This is a genomic window from Savagea faecisuis (assembly GCF_042675605.1).
GTDB classification, from domain to species: Bacteria; Bacillota; Bacilli; order Bacillales_A; family Planococcaceae; genus Savagea; species Savagea faecisuis.
On record NZ_JBHTJF010000041.1, the window covers coordinates 1 to 16,181 of the forward strand.

General features: G+C 41.9%; 19 protein-coding genes and 1 other annotated feature. Of the genes, 14 read left to right on the top strand and 5 right to left on the bottom strand.

The genetic code is table 11. The features are described 5' to 3' along the window. Positions 1–204: 204 nt before the first annotated feature. The 3 genes from ACFQ0V_RS11830 to ACFQ0V_RS11840 all read left to right on the top strand — a co-directional run bounded on the left by ACFQ0V_RS11830 (position 205) and on the right by ACFQ0V_RS11840 (position 1,926). Positions 205–957 carry an EAL domain-containing protein gene (locus tag ACFQ0V_RS11830; RefSeq protein ID WP_381013824.1) on the top strand — a complete coding sequence of 251 codons (753 nt, stop codon included), beginning with the start codon at positions 205–207 and terminating at the stop codon, positions 955–957. Positions 958–1,015: 58 nt separating this feature from the next. Continuing rightward, positions 1,016–1,468 carry an OsmC family protein gene (locus ACFQ0V_RS11835; protein WP_381013826.1) on the top strand — a complete coding sequence of 151 codons (453 nt, stop codon included), beginning with the start codon at positions 1,016–1,018 and terminating at the stop codon, positions 1,466–1,468. Positions 1,469–1,749: 281 nt separating this feature from the next. Then, positions 1,750–1,926: a hypothetical protein gene (locus ACFQ0V_RS11840; RefSeq protein WP_381013828.1), complete on the top strand. Its 177-nt coding sequence runs from the start codon at positions 1,750–1,752 to the stop codon at positions 1,924–1,926. 28 nt (positions 1,927–1,954) lie between these two features. Here ACFQ0V_RS11840 and ACFQ0V_RS11845 read toward each other — a convergent pair whose 3' ends face one another. After that, complete coding sequence (locus ACFQ0V_RS11845) at positions 1,955–3,664, bottom strand: putative bifunctional diguanylate cyclase/phosphodiesterase (protein WP_381013830.1); 1,710 nt, start codon at positions 3,662–3,664, stop codon at positions 1,955–1,957. 208 nt (positions 3,665–3,872) lie between these two features. Further along, the gene (locus ACFQ0V_RS11850) at positions 3,873–5,090 is read right to left on the bottom strand and encodes a hypothetical protein (protein ID WP_381013832.1); all 1,218 of its coding nucleotides are present in this window, start codon (positions 5,088–5,090) and stop codon (positions 3,873–3,875) included. A 134-nt stretch (positions 5,091–5,224) separates the two neighbouring features. Here ACFQ0V_RS11850 and ACFQ0V_RS11855 point away from each other — a divergent pair, with 134 nt between their 5' ends. The 7 genes from ACFQ0V_RS11855 (at position 5,225) to trpA (ending at position 11,548) form a co-directional block, all read left to right on the top strand. Next, complete coding sequence (locus ACFQ0V_RS11855) at positions 5,225–5,431, top strand: hypothetical protein (protein WP_381013835.1); 207 nt, start codon at positions 5,225–5,227, stop codon at positions 5,429–5,431. Between the two features lie 112 nt (positions 5,432–5,543). Continuing rightward, positions 5,544–5,759, top strand: a binding site (T-box leader). Between the two features lie 60 nt (positions 5,760–5,819). Next, a complete protein-coding gene (locus tag ACFQ0V_RS11860; RefSeq protein WP_381013838.1) occupies positions 5,820–7,193 on the top strand; it encodes a chorismate-binding protein in 1,374 nt (457 codons plus the stop codon). Between the two features lie 2 nt (positions 7,194–7,195). Beyond that, positions 7,196–8,212 (top strand): anthranilate phosphoribosyltransferase, encoded by a 1,017-nt coding sequence (gene trpD / locus ACFQ0V_RS11865; protein ID WP_381013841.1) that lies wholly within the window; start codon positions 7,196–7,198, stop codon positions 8,210–8,212. Further along, positions 8,209–8,988: an indole-3-glycerol phosphate synthase TrpC gene (gene trpC, locus ACFQ0V_RS11870; protein ID WP_381013843.1), complete on the top strand. Its 780-nt coding sequence runs from the start codon at positions 8,209–8,211 to the stop codon at positions 8,986–8,988. The genes trpD and trpC overlap by 4 nt, the downstream gene beginning before the upstream one ends. After that, positions 8,975–9,592, top strand: coding sequence for a phosphoribosylanthranilate isomerase (locus ACFQ0V_RS11875; protein ID WP_381013846.1), 618 nt, complete (start codon positions 8,975–8,977; stop codon positions 9,590–9,592). Before trpC ends, ACFQ0V_RS11875 begins: the two co-directional genes overlap by 14 nt. Then, a complete protein-coding gene (gene trpB / locus ACFQ0V_RS11880; RefSeq protein ID WP_381013848.1) occupies positions 9,592–10,782 on the top strand; it encodes a tryptophan synthase subunit beta in 1,191 nt (396 codons plus the stop codon). The genes ACFQ0V_RS11875 and trpB overlap by 1 nt, the downstream gene beginning before the upstream one ends. 1 nt (position 10,783) lies before the next feature. Continuing rightward, entirely contained in the window at positions 10,784–11,548 is a 765-nt protein-coding gene (trpA, locus tag ACFQ0V_RS11885; protein ID WP_381013851.1) for a tryptophan synthase subunit alpha, read from the top strand. 52 nt (positions 11,549–11,600) lie between these two features. Here trpA and ACFQ0V_RS11890 read toward each other — a convergent pair whose 3' ends face one another. The 3 genes from ACFQ0V_RS11890 to ACFQ0V_RS11900 all read right to left on the bottom strand — a co-directional run bounded on the left by ACFQ0V_RS11890 (position 11,601) and on the right by ACFQ0V_RS11900 (position 13,229). Then, the gene (locus tag ACFQ0V_RS11890; RefSeq protein WP_381013854.1) at positions 11,601–12,551 is read right to left on the bottom strand and encodes a RecB family exonuclease; all 951 of its coding nucleotides are present in this window, start codon (positions 12,549–12,551) and stop codon (positions 11,601–11,603) included. 61 nt (positions 12,552–12,612) lie between these two features. Beyond that, entirely contained in the window at positions 12,613–13,017 is a 405-nt protein-coding gene (gene mgsA, locus ACFQ0V_RS11895; RefSeq protein ID WP_381013856.1) for a methylglyoxal synthase, read from the bottom strand. A 26-nt stretch (positions 13,018–13,043) separates the two neighbouring features. Then, positions 13,044–13,229 carry a YhzD family protein gene (locus ACFQ0V_RS11900; protein WP_194562745.1) on the bottom strand — a complete coding sequence of 62 codons (186 nt, stop codon included), beginning with the start codon at positions 13,227–13,229 and terminating at the stop codon, positions 13,044–13,046. A gap of 157 nt (positions 13,230–13,386) precedes the next feature. Here ACFQ0V_RS11900 and ACFQ0V_RS11905 point away from each other — a divergent pair, with 157 nt between their 5' ends. The 4 genes from ACFQ0V_RS11905 to ACFQ0V_RS11920 are packed head-to-tail and all read left to right on the top strand — an operon-like array spanning position 13,387 to position 16,165. Further along, positions 13,387–13,755 carry a hypothetical protein gene (locus ACFQ0V_RS11905; protein ID WP_381013858.1) on the top strand — a complete coding sequence of 123 codons (369 nt, stop codon included), beginning with the start codon at positions 13,387–13,389 and terminating at the stop codon, positions 13,753–13,755. A 6-nt stretch (positions 13,756–13,761) separates the two neighbouring features. Next, on the top strand, positions 13,762–13,968 hold the full coding sequence (locus ACFQ0V_RS11910) for a helix-turn-helix transcriptional regulator (protein ID WP_194562743.1): 207 nt from the start codon (positions 13,762–13,764) through the stop codon (positions 13,966–13,968). 48 nt (positions 13,969–14,016) lie between these two features. Further along, the gene (locus ACFQ0V_RS11915; RefSeq protein ID WP_381013861.1) at positions 14,017–14,916 is read left to right on the top strand and encodes an ABC transporter ATP-binding protein; all 900 of its coding nucleotides are present in this window, start codon (positions 14,017–14,019) and stop codon (positions 14,914–14,916) included. Further along, positions 14,909–16,165, top strand: a complete 1,257-nt coding sequence (locus ACFQ0V_RS11920) for an ABC transporter permease (RefSeq protein WP_381013862.1) — start codon at positions 14,909–14,911, stop codon at positions 16,163–16,165. Before ACFQ0V_RS11915 ends, ACFQ0V_RS11920 begins: the two co-directional genes overlap by 8 nt. Positions 16,166–16,181: the final 16 nt, after the last annotated feature.

Sequence of the window (16,181 nt, forward strand, 5' to 3'; positions counted from 1 at the left end):
CGTTTTTTCATTAAAATCTAGAAAAATAATAACTGAAAATTCAGACGTTATTTATGCGACGGTAGTGATAAAAGTTTAATAAAACTTATGAAAAAAGGTTAAAAAATAGGTTGTTTTCATATAGAATATGGTTATGTATAGGAATTTAGTTTCAATTGCATGTAAAGAATGTACCTCTTAACAAAAAGAGAAAGGGGGCCACTTATGAATAGCAAAAATTTATTGCACCTCGTTCAACCGGAAATACAACGTCTCATATCGGAAGGCTTGCGGCAAGATGAATTTAAAATATACTATAATCCAGTAATTGACACGAAAGCGGATGCCGTCTCGTTATTTGATTTATCGATTTGTTGGCATCATGAACGATACGGTGTATTAGAAGCAATTAAATTTATCCCTTTAATTAAACAGTTACCAGAATATGAACAATTAGCCCATCGCTTTTTTGAGTGTGTCTCTCGTCGCTTACATTTTTTTGAAAGTATCGGCAAATTGACAGCATTAACGATACCTGTGTCAGCAACACAATTAAAACGAGATGACGGAATTGATCTATTATTACAATTTTTGAACACTCACGATATACCTGCTCACGGTGTCGTTTTAAAAATATTTAATTATGCGGAAAATTTACCTGAGAAATTGAGTACATTGCAAGAAATGGGATTCAAAATTATGGTGCACTACGAGTTACGTGTACGATTTAAAAAGTTATCCGTCGACTATGTGCTCATTAGTCGTCATGAAATAGAGAAGAAACGTTTATTAGGAGAACCTTTATTAAAAGAAATATTAGAAGCGACATTAGCGAAAGCTCATTGTCAATTTATCGTTCAAGATATAGAAGAAGAGAGTCATCAATTGTTTTTACAACAATATGGTATTCGTTACTTCCAAGGTCCGTTTTATAGCGATCCTCTTCCTTATGATGAGATGTTCAAAAAACTTTCTTAAATGGAAAAATACTGATAAAATGGAAAGGTACTTATTTTAGGAAAGAGAAGGTGACAGCATGTCGAAAAACATGTTTGAAGTAGCGGTAAAAGGTGCTTGGACTGGCGGCGTCCAGACGAAAATTAACGTTCGTGAATTCGATTCTTTTTTAATCGATGAGCCTGCGAATTTAGGAGGAGCTGACGCAGGACCGAACCCAGTAGAATTCGTTTTAGCTGGTTTAAACGGTTGTGTATCCGTCATGGTATCGATGATTGCGAAAGAGATGGATTTTACATATTCAGCGGTCGATTTAGATACGAAAGGGACATTAGATGTTCGCGGCTTAATGGGCATTAACGGCATTACGCCAAACTTCCAAACCGTTACGTTAAATGTGACGATCACGACAGATGAATCACAGGAACGTGTCGATGAATTAAAAGAGAAAGTAGAAAGTCGTTGTCCTGTTATGACGATGATCAAAGGATCAGGTGTTGCAGTAGACGGAGACTGGATTGCGAAACAATAAATGAATGTTGAGAGTGAGTTCAAAAAATAATTGAACTTGCTCTTTTTTTGTTTAAATGAGTGATTTCAAGAAACTTACAAATATTTGATTGAAGAAAGAGAAAAATGGATGAACGACAAAAACAGCATATTGAGCGATGAATTAAATAGATAAAAATCGATTGAAGCAGAATAAATTACACTTAAAGTAGCTAAAATAATACGTGATGCTAGTTTGGGTGTTGAAATCATGGTATGGTTATAGTGTTGAATATGAATACTTTGTGAAGGGAGAGAGGTAAAATGAACGCGTCAGCAGCTGGTAAAGCATTCGTGCTCGTTTTAGTTCTTGCAGTACTTTTAGCAATTGGCATTTATTTTTCAGCAAAAAACACGAAGAACGAAACTTTGTACTTGTCGCAAAGTGAACAAGTAGGATATGAGCTTGCCATTCATGAATATAATGAACCTACCATTTAAAATAAAAAGTAGCCGAATATAAAATCGGCTACTTTTTTTGTATAAAGATTTCGAGCTCTTTCGCAGGTAAAGGCTTGCTGAAATAATACCCTTGCGCAAATTCAGGGGCGAATGGTTGAAGAACGGACAGTTCATCTTTGTTTTCAATACCTTCGATGACGACATCTAATTGTAGGGCATGACCCAATTTAATCATCACTTCTAAAATGGATGCTTTTTTCGCATCATGCGGTATGTCCGTTACGAAAGAGCGGTCAATTTTAAGGGAGTCAATCGGGAAGGTATTCAGCATTCCGAATGAAGAATAACCTGTTCCGAAGTCATCGATCGCTAAAGAAATTCCGACATTGGAAATCGCTTTTAATGTCGCATTCATTTGTTCGCTCTTCTCCATGACGACATCTTCCGTAATTTCAATTTGCAAATGTCGCGGATCGACTTTCGTTTTTTCGAGCACTTGAAACAATTGATCTAAAAAATTCGGTTGCATGAAGTGAGTTGGTGAAATGTTGACAGCGACTGTTAAATTTTGATCTAATTTTGCGTTCCAAAACTTCGCTCGTTCCGCTGCTACTTGGAGCGACCATTCACCTAAGTTGTTAATGAACCCTCGTCGTTCTGCGAGTGGAATGAAGACATTCGGTGGGACATGTTTGAAATTTTTATCATACCATCTTGTGAGCGCTTCTACACCTTCTACTTGTCGGCTCTTTAAATCGATTTTCGGCTGATAATGTAATTCTAATTCATCACGTTGTAAGGCGCGACGTAAGGCACTTTCAAGAAGTAGAAAATATTTATGTTCCTCTTCCATCTGTGTATGGTATACAGCTACTTTTCGGTCGGATTGTTTTTCTGCATAAGATGAAGTGAGGGCTAAACGATCGAGCAATAAATCTAATGTTTTCGCATGTTCTGGATAATGAATGATGCCGATAATCGGTTCTGCTTTAAAATAATGACCTTGAATAAAAATCGGTTGGTTAAATAGCCGGTATATTTCATGAATGACTTGTTCATAGTCTTTCGGTCGATATGAATGTGGTAAAAAGATTAAAAATTGTTCTTCTTCTAGTTTGAATACGTCGTAGTCGAATTGTTCAGATATTTGTTGGAGTCGTTTCGCTACCTCTTGTAAAAACGTTTGAGCATTGGATAATCCGAAACGCTTTACCTTTAATTTGTAATCTTTTAGAGAGAAGAGCATGAGAGAACACATATGTGGGAAAGGTTTAGAAGCATGTTGTAATTCTGAAAAATCCATTTTAAATTTTCGGAAGTTCGGTAATTTCGTTAAGTCATCATAGTAAGCGACTTGTTTTAACACATCGATATTTTTTACATCAGTGACGTCTGTTTGAATCGTCATAATATGTTCTAATGTGCCATCTTTTAAAATAGGAACAAATGTCGTTTTCGTCCAGTACAGCGTGCCGTCTTTCGCTCGATGACAAATATCTCCTGTCCATAGTTCTCCTTGTTCTAAAGTGCGCCGAATCGTTGGATAAAAGTTCGATTGGTGAAAGCCTGACTGTAATAAGGTGTAGGGGGCCCCAATTAATTCACTCGCTATGTATTTAGAAATTGTACAGAAAAAATCATTCACTTGTGCAAACGTTCCATCGGCATTTAATTTAGCTAAAATGACCGATGTATTTAATGCTCGTTCAATCTGTTCAATTTGTTCGATACGTTCTGCTTGAATGATCGCCATCCAATCTGTTTGTCTCGTATGCATTTACTCCACCACCTTTTAAAGTTTCACTCTATCATCATTAATACATAATTTTTCTACATAATCAATGAAAAATGTTATTTTTAATCGTTTTATTTTATTTTAAAATAAAAAAATGTTTTTCAGAAATATATTTACATATTATTGTCACATAAAAAAAGCGAACGACTTCTTTCATTTAGAAGTGTTCGCTTTATTTTTAATGCTCGTTCTATTTCATCTGTTCTATGATGAATTGAATGTGAGTAGAAGGTTGTTCAGCAGTTTCCCAATTAATATTTTCACATGATGTCGCTTCTTTGAGTAAAGGAAGAAGCGTGTCATTTACTTGAATTGTAAAAGTAGTTTCATGCATATTACAAAAATGTTGGACGATGTTTTCATACTGTGTTTCCGCGTCCGTTTGCCATTGGTTTGTATTATACTGAATGACATCTTTTTCGTCTAAAGTGATAGTTAAACGTTCTTCAGCGATAAGTATTGTGAAAGGAGTCGTCATAGTTATCTGCGGTAAAGGAAGAGCGATTTTCGCTTCAATAATCGTCTCTTTTTTATCCTTTTTCACAAAATCTCCTTCCCATAGCTCACCCGCTTTACCATACAGTTGAATTGGTCTTTCGCTCGCATTGCGACTCATTTTCGCTTCGATGACAACCGTCATTGGTTTTAGTTGTTGATACGGAATGTAAAAAGTGAACGTTCCGTCTGGTTTCGTTACGGCTTGGTCGAATGAGAGGGGTTCAATCATACCTTTCTCATTCAAAACGTTCGCATGCAACATCGTTCCTTCAATAAAGTTTGATTCGCCTTCAATCATAATATAATGTTTATTCACTGTCGCTTCCGTCGTGAGCCAAATCGCTCGTTCCCCGTAATCTTCTGGGCGTTCCCATTCAGGTTGCTCAATCTCGAACTGATAAGGCTGTTCGGCATTTGCAGGCAGTCGGTAATATGCCCGAATTTCGTAATGGTCCATTTGATTCGTTTCATAACGTTGGCTGCTCGTGACATTTTCGAAATGATAGCCATATGCTTCAAGAGCTTTCGGATCGCTTACGGACAATGTTAGCATGCCGTGAACATCTTCGTTCGTCTGTTCGAATTCGAAGTGGAACGTACCGTCTTGTTTCACTTCAACGACGTCGATGAAGTTCGCGATTGCAACATTTTGATTTTGGGCAGACGAATGGATGCGTGACCCTGGAGGTGCATTCGTTTTTCCATCGATGATTACTTTATCGTTAGCTACTTGAATGAGACCTTCTATTTTTACATCGAGGTCGATTTCAAAAGTATGTTCTTCTTCAATCACATCTTCTTCTAAATTTTCTTCCTCTTCTACTGGAGGAGTGTCATTTTTTGTACACGCACTTATAATGAGTAAGGCGCTTAAAAAAAAGACGAGTGTGAATCTTTTAATCGTTCTCACCTCAGTCTATATAGTCAGTAGTCTATTATACCAAATATTACATGAATTTGAGATGAATAGCTACAATTGAAAAAGCGGAATAACAGTGCGAAATATGGTACAGTAATGGAGAAAAAAGAGTTGGAGGTAGAATGATGGAACAAGTCCGTTGGAGCGATATTGATTTAGATTTTATAGAAGGTGTGAAAAACGCACTGCGCCGCAAAATGAATGGCGTCGGGTACGAGGAAAAGTTCCAAGCATCTGACTTTTTAGTGCGATTTAAAGAAGAGCCGTTATACATTTATCATTTCGATGAAGCGTATTGGGCCGAATATATTTTTAAAGGCGATGTTGAATAAAATAGTTGACAAAGATTTTGAAATGTCTTACAATTTGGTACAACTTCAAAAGTGGTAGACGACTTCGAGAGCGAAGTCACCACACGGTAGTTGAGTATAGATGAGCATAGTGGATACATTGATGAGTAAGAAGAGTAGTGATGAATGGAATGTCGAGAGAGTTAGCGGTCGGTGTGAGCTAATCATTGCGTCATCATGAATGGACTTACGAAAGCTCCTGAAAGATGGGATTCCATCCGAACGGAGACGGGTACCTTCCGTTAGCGAGGTTTTGAGTGGGAATGTATTTTTCCAATTGAGGTGGCAACACGGTTTATTCGTCCTCTGTCTGCATATGCAGGCAGGGGACTTTTTGTATTTTAAATGAGATGAGACGAGGCGAGTAGAGATGAGCAAAGCACATATTACATTCGAAGAACGAACGATTGAATTAGGAAATACGACAGCACTTCAAATTTACCGAACATTGCGACAACCGAATAGTTGTCTTCTCCAAAGTGGTGGGGTACACGAAACGGTCAGTCGGTATTCATACATCGGGATTCATGCGATGAAGCAGTTTAAAGGGTATGGTGATCGATTAGAGGAGATTCATTGTGCGACGGGGGATGTTTTTATTCATGAAGGAGACATGTTTGAACTGTTGCGCGATGTTATGCCGAAAGTGAAAAATACGACATCGATTCCGATGTTTGGCGGATTGCTTGGGTATATCGGGTATGAAGTCGGGCATCAACCGATTCATCCGAAACACGACGACTTAGAAGCGCCGGACGTCTGGATGAATCAATATGAAACGATTATCGCAATCGATGAATTGAAACGGACGATTACACTCGTTCAGACGAAGCAGTTCGGGGTGACGCCGATTGCGACACTCGATGCGATTGAAGCGCAAATTGCGAATGTGCAACATGACGAAACAGACGTAGCAATTGGCCAATTCACTTCGGAAGCGAAAGAAGAGTATGAAGCGAATGTCGAAACGATTAAGCGGGAGATTGACAAAGGGACGGTTAGCCAAGTCGTTTTATCGAGAAGAGCGAAAACGACGATAGAAGGAGATCCGCTCACATTGTATGAACGTTTAATCGACAATAACCCTTCCCCGTATCAATTTTATTTCGATTACGGCACGCATCAGTTTTTCGGCGCATCGCCTGAAAGTTTAGTGAAAGTGCATGCGGGGCAAGCGATTATGAACCCGATTGCTGGAACGCGTCGCAGAGGAACGACAGAGAGAGAAGATGAGGCATTAGCAGAAGAGCTATTGCAAGACGAGAAAGAACTGGATGAACATGACATGTTAGTCGAGCAAGCAGTCGACAGTTTAGCGCAGCTTTGTGAGCGTGAGACGATTCATGTAACGAAAGAAAAAGAGCTTGTAAAATATGAGCACGTCATGCATATCGTTTCCGAAGTGGAAGGGACGTTGCGTCGAGGTGATGAACCGATTGATGCGTTACGTTTAAGCTTTCCAGCTGGAACGGTAACGGGTGAACCGAAAACAGTCGCGATGCAAATGATCGATGAGTTAGAGACGACGAAGCGCGGATTTTTTGGTGGAGCGATCGGCTATATGAGTTATGCGAGCGAGCTTGATTTCGCGCTAGCGATTCGTTCGATGATGATTACCGAGAATCGCGCGTACATTCAAGCAGGTGCAGGTATTGTCAGCCAGTCGAGTGCAGCGAGAGAGTTCGTTGAGACAGAAGAGAAGATGCAGTCATTAGTGCAGTTGAGCTTAGTAGAGGAGAGATGAGCATGATTACGAGAGAGTTAGAACGTGTGAAAGCAGGCATTCATTTATCGACAGAAGAGATGGAACGTGTCGCGCATTATTTTTTTGACGAGTCGAGTGATTTACAAGTGATGGAAGAGATGTTGCGTGCCTTGTACAACAAAGGAGAAGTCGCGGAAGAGATGGCGAGTATGGCGCACGTGATGAGAAGTCATGCGGTCGAATTTCCATCTGAAGCGACATATTTCGACAACTGTGGAACAGGTGGAGACGGAGCGAATACGTTCAATATTAGTACGACGTCCGCTTTCGTCTTAGCGAGTCTCGGTGTGCAAGTGATGAAGCATGGCAACCGTAAAATTTCGAGTGAATCAGGTAGTACAGACGTACTCGAAGCGCTCGGTATTCCGTTTCAAATGACGGTCGAACAACATATTGAGATGGCGGATCACGCGAACGTCTCATTTTTACACGCACCGAATGTGCACCCGCGTCTGAAACGAATCGGGGAAGTGAGAAGTCGCATTGAACACGCAACATTGTTCAACTTAATCGGACCATTTACAAATCCTTCTCCTGTCGGCGCTCAATTGATCGGTGTAGGACGTCCACAATTGTTGATGGAATATGCGAAAGCGATGCAAATATTAGGATTGCAAGGGCTCGTCATTACGAATGATGTCGGATTAGATGAAGCGGCATTAACGGGTCAAAACAAACTCGTTTTCGTGACGGAAGAGGCAATCGTCCCTTACGTCTTTCGCGCGACGCAATTCGGATTACAAGAAGCGCCACTAGAAGCGATTCGCGGTGGAGACGGAACATACAACGCTCGCATTACAGAGCGCATTTTACAAAATGAACAGAGCCCGCATCGCGATACGGTCGTTTTAAATGTCGGACTCGGATTGCTGGCGACAGGAGTCGTTCAATCGGTAGAAGACGGCATCGCTTTAGCGCATGAAGCGATTCGCTCAGGTCGTGCGTATGAAGCGTTAGAACGAGCGCGTAGTTTCCGCGTGAAGGAGGTCGCACGATGACAATTTTACAAAAAATTATGGAGACGAAACGACAAGAAGTTGCGGCACTCCATTCTTATACATTTCAACATGAACCACGTAACATCGTGTCACTCGTCGAACGTTTCGAACAGAGTGAACGGATGAATATTATTGCGGAAGTGAAACGGGCATCCCCTTCAAAAGGGATGATTCATGAAACGGTCGATCCGGTGAAACAAGCGTCTATTTATGCGCAAGGGGGTGTTACCGCAATTAGTGTGTTGACAGATGAGACGTATTTTAAAGGGTCATTCGATGATTTGCGCGCAGTGGCGAAAGCCGTAGATGTACCTGTTTTATGTAAAGATTTCATGATGGATGAAGTACAAATTCAAGTCGCTTACGATGCGGGAGCGTCCGTCATTTTATTAATTGTGGCAGCGCTCGATGATGATGTGTTGCAGCGATTGTACACATATGCAACGTCACTCGGATTGAACGTACTCGTCGAAGTGCATACGGTAGAAGAGTTAAAACGGGCATTAGCGATTGATGCGAAGTTGATCGGTGTGAACAACCGCGACTTAAAAACGTTCACAGTCGATTTAGCGACGACAGAACAAATTGCATCGCACTTTCCGTTCGGTGAAGGACGTGTCCTCATTAGTGAAAGTGGCTTAAAACATCGTGCGGAAGTCGAGCGTGTACGAAATGCAGGAGCGACTGGTGTTCTCGTCGGAGAAACATTAATGCGCGCAGAAGATGTCGCGAGTACGATCGAACAATTGCAGGTGACGTTACATGACAAAAATTAAAATATGCGGCTTACAAGAAGCGCAACATGTAGCATATGCGAGTGAACTCGGAGTCGATTACATCGGTTTCGTCTTCGCTCCGAGCTCGCGACAAGTGAACATCGAACGAGCGAAAAAGTTACGCGAGCATGTCGGAAAAGGAATAAAAGTCGTCGGAGTGTTCGTCAATCCGAGCGAAACGTTTGTACAGGAGGTTATACGAGAAGTGTCACTCGATATTGTGCAACTGCACGGAGAAGAAGAAGTCGCATTGAGTGAACGTCAAGACGTCCCTGTATGGAAAGCTGTTTCGGTTCGGACTTTGGACGACATTGAACAATCGAAACATTTCCCGTGTGAACGTTTCGTTTACGACGCGCCAGGGAGAGCGTATCGTGGCGGATCAGGCGAGACATTTGATTGGTCGCTTATGCAAGAGGTACCGAGAGAATATATTCTCGCAGGTGGTTTACACGCAGGGAATATCGGGTTAGCGATTCAACAATTGAACCCTTGGGGTGTCGACGTATCGAGCGGAGTAGAACGAGAAGGTAGAAAAGATGAGGAGCGAATGCGCGAATTTGTTCGTGCCGTTCGCCAGATGAGTGAAGGAGAGAATAGATAATGACACAAACGATAGAGAAAAAAGGTAGATTCGGAAAATATGGAGGACAATTCGTCCCAGAAACATTAATGACGGCATTAAATGAATTAGAGGAAGCATTTGAAAAAGCGATGAAGGATCCGAAGTTTCATGAAGAGTTAAATTACTATTTGAAAGATTATGTCGGACGCGAAACACCTCTTTATTTTGCAGAACGTTTAACAGAGTACGCGGGTGGTGCGGACATTTATTTAAAACGTGAAGATTTAAACCATACAGGGGCGCATAAAATTAACAACACACTCGGACAAATTTTAATTGCGAAACGTATGGGAAAAAAGAAAATTGTCGCTGAGACGGGCGCAGGTCAACACGGTGTTGCAACTGCTACAGTATGTGCATTATTCGGTATGGAATGTACGGTCTTTATGGGAGCGGTCGACGTGGAACGACAAAAATTAAACGTATTCCGCATGGAATTAATGGGAGCGAAAGTCGTCGCGGTTGAAGACGGCTCACGCACGTTGAAAGACGCGGTAAATGAAGCGTTACGTTACTGGGTGACACATATTGATGATACGCATTACGTGCTCGGTTCAGCTTTAGGACCTCATCCATTCCCGACGATCGTTCGTGAATTCCAAAGTGTCATCGGTAATGAATCACGTGCACAATTTTTAGAACGTACGGGGAAATTGCCAGACGCTGTCATCGCTTGTGTCGGAGGCGGAAGTAATGCGATTGGCATGTTTGCGCCATTCGTCGAGGACGAGACAGTTGCAATGTACGGAGTGGAAGCCGGTGGACTCGGCATTCCGACAGGGAAGCATTCTGCTGCGATGGCGACGAAAACAGAAGGAATGTTGCACGGGGCGTACATGTATGTCATGCAAGACGAGGCGGGCAATGTCGGAGAGACGTATTCTGTTTCGGCAGGACTCGATTATCCAGCGATCGGCCCGGAACATTGTCATTTGAACGATATCGGGCGTGTCGTATACGATTCGGTTACCGATGAGGAAGCGTTAGAAGCGTTTCAATTGTTGTCGAAAATTGAAGGAATTATTCCGGCACTAGAAAGCTCACATGCGATTGCGTATGTCGTGAAAAAAGCGAAAGAGATGGGCGAAGGAAAATCGATCATCGTCAGCTTATCAGGACGCGGTGATAAAGATATCGACTCAGTTTTCGCACGATTAGGAGGGAAGTAAGATGACGACATTAACGAAAGAGATGAAGCAGTTAAAAGAACGAAATGAAAAAGCATTCGTTCCGTACATTATGGCAGGAGACGGTCCGCTCGAACAGTTAGAAGAAACGATCGTTCGCTTACAAAACCTCGGGGCGACAGCGATTGAGCTCGGTATCCCGTATTCGGACCCTGTCGCAGACGGTGTCGTCATTCGAGAGGCAGGAGAGCGAGCGCTCGCAGCGGGTGTGACATTGGATAAAATACTCGAAACGGTCGCGACGTTTACACGCGTTCGCATTCCTCTTTTAACGATGGCTTATGTGAACACGATTTTCGCTTACGGAATTGAGCGTTTTGCGAAACGCGCTCAACAAGTCGGCATTCGTGGAGCGATCATTCCCGACTTGCCGTACGAAGAGCGAGACCTCGTAGCAGAACCGTTTCAACAGCACGACATCGCACTCATTCCACTCGTCGCATTGACGAGCCCGAAAGAGCGAATCGAAAAACTCGTTCAAGAAGCGAAAGGATTCATTTATGCGGTGACGATTAACGGAGTTACAGGAAACCAAAATCAATTGAACGATTCGCCACTCGACCATTTCGATACGTTAAGAGCAATGACCGATTTACCCGTTTATGCGGGATTCGGCATTACGACAGCGGAAGATGTAGAGCGTATGAATGCTCATACGGACGGTGTGATCGTCGGTAGTGCGATCGTCCGCGCTTTACACGAACAAGACCGAGAAGCGCTCGAACAATTATTTGTCGCATATGCTTAAATGCATAAAAATGTCTGAAATCAAAAGAGATTTCAGACATTTTTTATTTTCATCATGTCGGCAAACAAATTTCACGATAATTACATTGTCGACATTTCCATTCATCCGTCGTCCGTTCGTACGAGTCGAGCGGGAGCGGTGCGTTTATCGAAGGATCAGCGACGTAATGCAACATCTCTTCCACACTCATTTGAAATACATCAGTCATATGTTGTAATTCGAGTTGAGTAGGCGCATGTACGGCACGTTTCCCATCTTTTAAATATTCATTGCATAAGTCGATATCATCTAAAGAAGCGCCGTAATTGAGCAGTACGTAAATGCTGTACAGTACGAGCTGTTGATGATCACTAGAGGAAGGTTTCCCTGTTTTCCAGTCGATAATGATGTAGCGATTCGTCTGTCGGTCGAACAGTAATAAGTCGAGGACGACGAACACTTTCGTATCGAAAATCGAAACGGTTGCGAAATCTTCCAGTTGTATAAAATCGAAGCGTTCCGGCTCACGCTCGATCATGAGCCACGTCTCACTGCGTAAAAAGTTTTGAAATGTCGGTTTTAAACGTTCGCGATACGTAGCGACTTGCTCTGGGTCAAAGCCATCTCCGTAATAAAAGTCTGTCAACATCGTATGGCGACTCGGGCGTGCAAACCATGCATCCCGTCTCATCGTAGAATCTAAATACGCTTCATTTAATAAATGTCTCGCATCTTCTATCAATTGCTGTAATGAAGGTTGTAATCGCAATTGGAAAAACTGTTGAAGTGATTTCGCAATTAAATCGTGGACGATCGTTCCGAACAATAGTGGTAAAGATGTAATCTTTTTTAAACGATAAATATGTTTCGTTTCTTCGTCTACATTGTATTGGAGCCAGCCGTTATGCGAGTAGTAATAATGATACGCATACTGACGTCGACACGTTTGAAACGTTTGTTGACGGGCAAGTGACCATGAAAACTCTGGGTATTGTTTAATCTCGAAAATAAACGCCTCCTTCACATAATGTTGGAAAAAATAAAAGAAAGAGTGTTAGAACAAATTCGTCTAACACTCTTTCGCATCATTTGTATTTATGGACGAGATCACGCCACGACATGAGTCCAGATTCTAAAGATTGGAGTAAAATTTCCGCTGTCGCAATATTCGTTGCGAGCGGAATTCCATAAACGTCACATAGGCGTAAAAGCGCCGTCACATCAGGTTCATGGGGTTGGGCAGTGAGCGGGTCGCGGAAAAATAAAATGAGATCGAGTTCATTTTCAGCGATCATTGCGCCGATTTGTTGGTCGCCCCCAAGCGGACCAGATTGTAGACGTGTAATCGAAAGTTCTGTCTCACCCATAATACGTTGACCGGTCGTGCCAGTCGCAAATAATTCGTGCTTTTGAAAAATGTGCTCGTAAGCAATCGTGAAATTGACCATTTCATCTTTCTTCTGATCATGTGCGATAAGTGCAATTTTCAATGAAAGTCCCTCCGAAAAAAGATGTATTACGAATGGAATAAAATGAGTTTACCCGTAGGTGAAGCGAGACGATGTGTACGTTCTTCTAAATTATTTTCAGCGATAAATTGTTCCCCTTTTTGTTTCGCTTCTGAATCATTGGCTGCTTCGATCGATTCGTCGAATAATACGGTTCCATCCGCCTCATATGCTGTAAGTTTGTAAGTTTTCATTTCCATCACCATTCCTTTCATTCCCCATTATACTATCTTTTCAGAAAAATTTGTATCTCAACCGACTTATTTCTCTTTTTTATGTAAAGGAACCTTGACATAAGAAAATGTGTAAAGTAAGCTTTACGTATAAAAATGAGAGAAGGAGAGAGTGTATATGAAAAATCCGTGGAAATTTCTCGCAATTTTTTTCGGTTTTGCGAGCATTTTGATCATCGCTTCATCTGTCACAGGTGGAACATTCCCGAGAGGAGATGAATTTGTATTTCTTGCGCTTTTCCTATCAGCGCTCTGTTATTTGTACACGTGGCCGCATGTGAAACGAGAGGATGAACGCGCACAGTATATCCGTTTACTCGCTGGGAAATATTTTATAACGAGTATCGGGCTCGGACTGTTCATTTTATTGACTGTTGTTTTACTATCGGATATTGACTTATCATTACAGTTGTTAGTGAAAAGCATGATTGCGTATTACATTGTGATGATTGCGATCACTCAAGTAATTGCCGTTCGAAAGGTGTGAAAGAAAATGGAGAACAGTGTGCGAGAACGTCGCATCGAAAAAGGGTGGACGCAAGATGAATTAGGTGAACGGTTAGACGTGTCGCGCCAGACGATTAACTCTATCGAACGAGGGCGCTACAATCCTTCTCTCATCCTCGCTTACAAACTTTCGCAATTGTTCGGGTGTACGATTGAACAATTGTTCGATTTTGAAAAAGAACTTGAAAAATGAAACGTATGGACGCATGATTCCGTATAACAGAAGAAGGAGGCGAAATGGATGACATTACAAATTGATCAAGTGACGAAAAAGTTCGGCACATTTACAGCTGTCGATCAGTTAAATATCGAAATTGAACAAGGAACGATGTACGGTTTGCTCGGGGCGAACGGTGCAGGGAAAACGACGACTTTCCGCATGATTCTCGGATTACTAACACCGAATGAAGGACACATTACGTGGCGTGGGGAGATGATTTCTTATGCGACGAGTCCCCATATCGGTTATTTGCCAGAAGAGCGTGGTCTTTATCCGAAAATGAAAGTAGAAGAACAGCTCATTTTTTTAGCACAATTGCGCGGGATGAATAAGCATGATGCAAAACAAGCATTAACGCATTGGCTCGACCGTTTTGAAATTCCGCAATATCGCACGAAACGTGTGGAAGAGCTATCGAAAGGGAATCAACAAAAAATTCAAGTGATCGCCTCGTTAATGCACAATCCGAAGTTGCTCATATTGGATGAGCCGTTTTCAGGATTGGATCCTGTCAACGTCGAAATGTTAAAAGCAGCGATTCTCGACTTCCGTAATGATGGGGCGACGATTTTATTTTCTAGTCACCGAATGGACCATGTCGAAGAATTGTGTGAGCAATTATCGATTATGGCGCACGGTAAGCAACTCGTACAAGGTTCGTTAAAAGAAGTGAAACGTGGCTACGGGAAGCAAGATGTGCGCATTCATGCAGACTTTGATTTAAGTGAATTAGCAGTTATGCCAGGAGTGGAAAAGATGACGCCATCGATCGAAGGGGCAGTATTCCAAATTTCAGAAGACATCGTCGCTCAACAGTTATTAGAAGAAGCGATGAAACGTGGCCCGATTCGTCAATTCGTCATTGAAGAACCATCTCTTCACGACATTTTCATCGAGAAAGTAGGGAATGCCCATGCGTGAATTTTGGCTCGTCTTTAAACAAGCTTTTATGACAAAAGCAAAAACGAAATCATTTATTATTACGACGATTATTATGGTGCTCGGCCTCTTTTTAATGGCGAATTTAAACCGTGTCATCGACGGATTTACGTCGTTGACAGGCGGAGATGAAACAGATGTCGTCTTTCTCGTAACGGAAGATGACGCACTGTACGAACAAATTATCCAAACGCATCAATCAGGGGAACATACCTTTATGTTTGCTCGTGACGAAAGTCAGTCGAAAGAACAATTAGAAGAAGAGTTAAAAGAAGAGAAATTTACAGGATTGTTAGAAGTGAGTCAAGATGAACAAAAAGTCATTCAAGCGACGTATTCGTCGATGAGTATTATTGACGTGCAATTACCGACTGAAATTGAAACAATTTTACAAGCAGTACAAACAGAAGCACAAGCGAAACAATTAAACTTATCCACAGAACAAGTTTCACAGTTACTCACACCGGTACAAATGGAGTCGAAAAACATATCCCCAACGGCGAAGTCGGATGAAGAATATGTACAAGCGACGATTCTCGTCTACGTCTTAATGTTCGTCATCTATTTCGCAGTTATTATGTATTCCAGCATGATTGCGACAGAAGTAGCGACTGAAAAATCTTCACGTGTTATGGAAATTTTAATTTCAAGCATCTCTCCTGTGAAGCATATGTTTGCGAAAGTGCTCGGGATCGGTATGCTCGGACTGTTGCAAATGGTAACGCTCGGTATTGCGGGAGCGATTGCGATTCGTTCTAATCAAACGGCGAGCACATTTACAGATCTCATTAGTTTCTCAGAAGTGAGCAAAACGACATTAATTTATGCGCTCGTCTTTTTCGTACTCGGGTACTTTTTATATGCGACACTTGCGGCACTGCTCGGTTCGCTCGTTAGCCGTACGGAAGATGTGCAGCAGTTAATTATGCCGATGACATTACTCATTGTCATTGCGTTTATTATCGCGGTGACGGGTTTGAACAATCCGGAAATGGCGCTCGTCACATGGGCTTCGTATTTCCCATTTTTCACGCCACTCGTCATGTTTTTACGTGTCGGCTTGCTCGACCTCCCATTTTGGGTGCCGTTACTGTCTGTCGGCATTATGCTTGTGACAATTTTCATTCTCGGAACGTTCGGCGCACGCGTATATCGTGGCGGTGTCCTCATGTACGGACCGTCTCGTTCATTGAAAGATATTAAAAAAGCGATTGACCTCGGAAAAGAGTAGTTCGTATGTTAAAATA

Coding starts and splice junctions, on each gene's coding strand:
- ACFQ0V_RS11835 (WP_381013826.1), top strand. CDS start 1,016: ATGTCGAAAAACATGTTTGAAGTAGCGGTAAAAGGTGCTTGGACTGGC.
- ACFQ0V_RS11905 (WP_381013858.1), top strand. CDS start 13,387: ATGAAAAATCCGTGGAAATTTCTCGCAATTTTTTTCGGTTTTGCGAGC.
- trpC (WP_381013843.1), top strand. CDS start 8,209: ATGACAATTTTACAAAAAATTATGGAGACGAAACGACAAGAAGTTGCG.
- trpA (WP_381013851.1), top strand. CDS start 10,784: ATGACGACATTAACGAAAGAGATGAAGCAGTTAAAAGAACGAAATGAA.
- ACFQ0V_RS11915 (WP_381013861.1), top strand. CDS start 14,017: ATGACATTACAAATTGATCAAGTGACGAAAAAGTTCGGCACATTTACA.
- trpD (WP_381013841.1), top strand. CDS start 7,196: ATGATTACGAGAGAGTTAGAACGTGTGAAAGCAGGCATTCATTTATCG.
- ACFQ0V_RS11830 (WP_381013824.1), top strand. CDS start 205: ATGAATAGCAAAAATTTATTGCACCTCGTTCAACCGGAAATACAACGT.
- trpB (WP_381013848.1), top strand. CDS start 9,592: ATGACACAAACGATAGAGAAAAAAGGTAGATTCGGAAAATATGGAGGA.
- ACFQ0V_RS11840 (WP_381013828.1), top strand. CDS start 1,750: ATGAACGCGTCAGCAGCTGGTAAAGCATTCGTGCTCGTTTTAGTTCTT.
- ACFQ0V_RS11875 (WP_381013846.1), top strand. CDS start 8,975: ATGACAAAAATTAAAATATGCGGCTTACAAGAAGCGCAACATGTAGCA.
- ACFQ0V_RS11860 (WP_381013838.1), top strand. CDS start 5,820: ATGAGCAAAGCACATATTACATTCGAAGAACGAACGATTGAATTAGGA.
- ACFQ0V_RS11845 (WP_381013830.1), bottom strand. CDS start 3,664: ATGCATACGAGACAAACAGATTGGATGGCGATCATTCAAGCAGAACGT.
- ACFQ0V_RS11910 (WP_194562743.1), top strand. CDS start 13,762: ATGGAGAACAGTGTGCGAGAACGTCGCATCGAAAAAGGGTGGACGCAA.
- ACFQ0V_RS11855 (WP_381013835.1), top strand. CDS start 5,225: ATGGAACAAGTCCGTTGGAGCGATATTGATTTAGATTTTATAGAAGGT.
- ACFQ0V_RS11920 (WP_381013862.1), top strand. CDS start 14,909: ATGCGTGAATTTTGGCTCGTCTTTAAACAAGCTTTTATGACAAAAGCA.
- ACFQ0V_RS11900 (WP_194562745.1), bottom strand. CDS start 13,229: ATGAAAACTTACAAACTTACAGCATATGAGGCGGATGGAACCGTATTA.